Below are 2,369 nucleotides of genomic sequence, written 5' to 3'. Positions count from 1 at the left end.
TTTATAGCGCGCTGGAACTGGAAATGATCTGGAGCAATCAGGCGGTAATGGGCATGGAACTTATATTTGTCTGTCCGGAGCAGAAGACGGCATTTACAACCTCTAAGTGGAAAGTTGATGGAGGCCTGACAGCGGTTTCCGACTCTTCCGGCAACAGGAGCCTCAAGGGCAGGATTGAGGCCTGGTGTCCCTTTTGCTTGGTGGAACATACTTTCAGTCCGGATGAGCTTCCATGTCCTTTTAAGTCCACTCAAGACAAACAATCAACAGGAGGGGGAGATGAGCAGTAGAAACATTTTTGCCACCCTGGCCGGGATTGTAGCCGTAGGAGTTATCATCGGCATCCTGGCCCCGCTTCTGCAGTACCTGGGCAATCCGGCCAATATGGGTATCTGCGTGGCCTGCTTCGAGCGTGACATTGCCGGGGCCATAGGTATTCACAGGGCTGCAGTGGTTCAATACCTGCGCCCGGAAATCCTGGGGTTTGTCCTGGGGGCTCTGGCTGCCGGGCTCATATTCAAAGAGTTCAAGCCCAGCGGCGGATCAGCTCCCATGACCAGGTTTGTCCTGGGCATGGTGGCCATGATCGGGGCCCTGGTTTTCCTGGGCTGCCCCTGGAGGGCAATCCTGCGCCTGGCCGGCGGGGACGGCAACGCTGTTCTAGGCCTGCTGGGGCTGGCAGCAGGGGTTTACATCGGAACCCTATTCTTTAGAAAAGGCTACAACCTGGGCCGCAGCTACAAGCAGTCCATAGCCACCGGGCTGATGCTCCCCGGGATCATGCTGGGCCTTCTGGCCCTGCGGCTCATCTTCCCGCCCCTGGAAGGTGAGGATAAAAGCGGTGTTCTTTTCTATTCCCTGAGCGGACCGGGTGCTGCATACGCTCCCCTGGCCATTGCCCTGGCCATCGGCCTGGCTGTCGGCTTTCTGGCCCAGCGCAGCCGCTTCTGCACCATGGGGGCCATAAGAGACCTCATCCTGTTCCGGCAGACCCATCTCATGGCCGGTTTTCTGGCTCTTCTGGTGGTGGCCTTTGTGGTCAACCTGGCCCTGGGACAGTTCAATCCCGGTTTTGAAGGCCAGCCTGTGGCCCACAACCTCTTTTTCTGGAATTTCTTCGGCATGCTGGTGGCCGGACTGGCCTTTGCCCTGGCCGGAGGATGCCCGGGCAGGCAGCTGTTCATGTCCGGTGAGGGCAACAGTGACGCTGCAGTATTTGTTCTGGGCATGATCATGGGTGCTGCCCTGGCCCACAACTGGGGCCTGGCCAGCTCTCCGGCCGGACTGGGGGACAACGGGGCAGTGGCTGCCATCATCGGCCTGGCCGTGTGTCTGGCCATAGGTTTTGCCAACCTGAAAAAACAATAGCCAAAGGAGTTTTCATCATGGCACACAAAGTGGATGCAAGGGGCCTTGCCTGCCCTCAGCCGGTTCTTTTGACAACCGAGGCCATTCAGAATACAGGTGAATCCGAAATAGAGATCCTGGTGGACAATCAGGCCAGCCGGGAAAACGTGGGCAGGGCTGCTGAAAGCAAGGGCTACCAGGTGGCTGTTTCCGAGGAAATGGACGAAGATTTCCGCATTGTTATCAGGAAAAAATGAACTTCTTAAAAAGCATTTTCGGCAAAGCAAAAAAGACCAGGGGCGTATCCGAAAGAGGCATCCTGGTTTTTCACCATACCAGCGAGGTTATCGAGGCTGAATCCCATCTCAGCGAGGCGGGCTTAGACGTCAGGGTCATGGGTCCGCCTCCTGAGATACAGACCGGCTGTGACATGGTCATCGAGTTTCCTATAATGCATCAGCTGCAGGCCTTAGACATCCTGGAACAAAAGCGCATAAAGCCCATTCAGGTCACAGCTGCTCAGGACCACCTCTTAGAACCGGTGTCTCTTTACAACATCAGGGACTTTGGTGATTTTCTCATGGTCAGGGCGGCCAATATGAAAATCACTGTGGACAGGCAGAGCCTCAAGATAGTCAATGTCTCGGGCGGAGGATGTCCGGACGTGCCCTTTCTGGCTGAGCAGCTGGTGGGCAGGCCTCTGCATGAGGCCCCTGAGCCCCGCAGGTTCGGCCGGACCCTGTGCGGCTACTCCCTGCAGCTGGCCTATGAGGAGATGAAGCGCAGATGTCCTGGCTGATTGTGGGCACGGTGCCTGAAGAAGACTTCCCCTTGGTGCACGGTCCTGTGGAGGTTCATAGCCAAAGTCTCAGGGTGCTGGAAAGGGAGGTTAAAATCGCCCGGGGCACACCGGCCCTGGCCGCATTTACAGCAATGGCCGCCCGGGAGATGGGCCTTTCCATGCCGCACGTCATGCTGGTGGGGGATACCGGTGACGGGCAGGGCAGCAGAGCTCTATACGC

Annotated in this window: 4 protein-coding genes and 1 pseudogene; all 5 read left to right on the top strand. The window is 57.3% G+C overall.

All coding sequences use genetic code 11. The features are described 5' to 3' along the window. A partial coding sequence (locus tag D5S03_RS13490; protein WP_287044444.1) for a hypothetical protein occupies positions 1-290 on the top strand: 290 nt, incomplete at its 5' end. Continuing rightward, a complete protein-coding gene (gene yedE / locus D5S03_RS13485) occupies positions 280-1,368 on the top strand; it encodes a YedE family putative selenium transporter (protein ID WP_008869669.1) in 1,089 nt (362 codons plus the stop codon). The genes D5S03_RS13490 and yedE, both read left to right, overlap by 11 nt. 17 nt (positions 1,369-1,385) lie before the next feature. Beyond that, positions 1,386-1,604, top strand: a complete 219-nt coding sequence (locus tag D5S03_RS13480) for a sulfurtransferase TusA family protein (RefSeq protein WP_008869670.1) — start codon at positions 1,386-1,388, stop codon at positions 1,602-1,604. Beyond that, a complete protein-coding gene (locus D5S03_RS13475; RefSeq protein WP_008869671.1) occupies positions 1,601-2,146 on the top strand; it encodes a putative Se/S carrier protein in 546 nt (181 codons plus the stop codon). The genes D5S03_RS13480 and D5S03_RS13475 overlap by 4 nt, the downstream gene beginning before the upstream one ends. Next, positions 2,134-2,369, top strand: a pseudogene (locus D5S03_RS13470) (NAD(P)H-hydrate dehydratase); the annotation flags it as partial. The gene D5S03_RS13475 and the pseudogene D5S03_RS13470, both read left to right, overlap by 13 nt.

This window comes from Desulfonatronospira sp. MSAO_Bac3 (assembly GCF_003838035.1).
Taxonomy (GTDB): Bacteria; Desulfobacterota; Desulfovibrionia; order Desulfovibrionales; family Desulfonatronovibrionaceae; genus Desulfonatronospira; species Desulfonatronospira thiodismutans.
Note: the sequence above shows the minus strand (reverse complement) of the source record. Positions and strands in the feature narration are given on the sequence as shown.